This is a genomic window from Enterobacter cloacae complex sp. P2B, assembly GCF_014895985.1.
GTDB lineage: Bacteria > Pseudomonadota > Gammaproteobacteria > Enterobacterales > Enterobacteriaceae > Enterobacter > Enterobacter bugandensis.
Window position 1 is genome coordinate 2,827 of sequence record NZ_JADBQQ010000028.1, and the last position, 411, is coordinate 3,237.

The window sequence follows — 411 nt, forward strand, 5'->3', positions numbered from 1 at the left end:
TTCCACTAACACACAAGCTGATTCAGACTCCGGGCTGCTCCCCGTTCGCTCGCCGCTACTGGGGGAATCTCGGTTGATTTCTTTTCCTCGGGGTACTTAGATGTTTCAGTTCCCCCGGTTCGCCTCGTTAACCTATGTATTCAGTTAACGATAGTGTGTCGAAACACACTGGGTTTCCCCATTCGGACATCGACGGGTCAAAGGTTCATATCACCTCGCCGTCGCTTTTCGCAGATTAGCACGTCCTTCATCGCCTCTGACTGCCAGGGCATCCACCGTGTACGCTTAGTCGCTTAACCTCACAACCCGAAGATGTTTCACTTCTGATTGCGAAAATTTGAGAGACTCGAACACACCATTAAAGATGTGTCGTTTCAATTTTCAGCTTGATCCAGATTTTTAAAGAGCAAA

The 411-nt window shown here is 48.4% G+C and carries 1 rRNA gene (only partly in view); it reads right to left on the reverse strand.

Annotated features, from left to right (window positions below):
• A 23S ribosomal RNA gene (locus IM313_RS22220) occupies positions 1-299 on the reverse strand (it extends 2,639 nt beyond the left edge of the window).
• Positions 300-411: the final 112 nt, after the last annotated feature.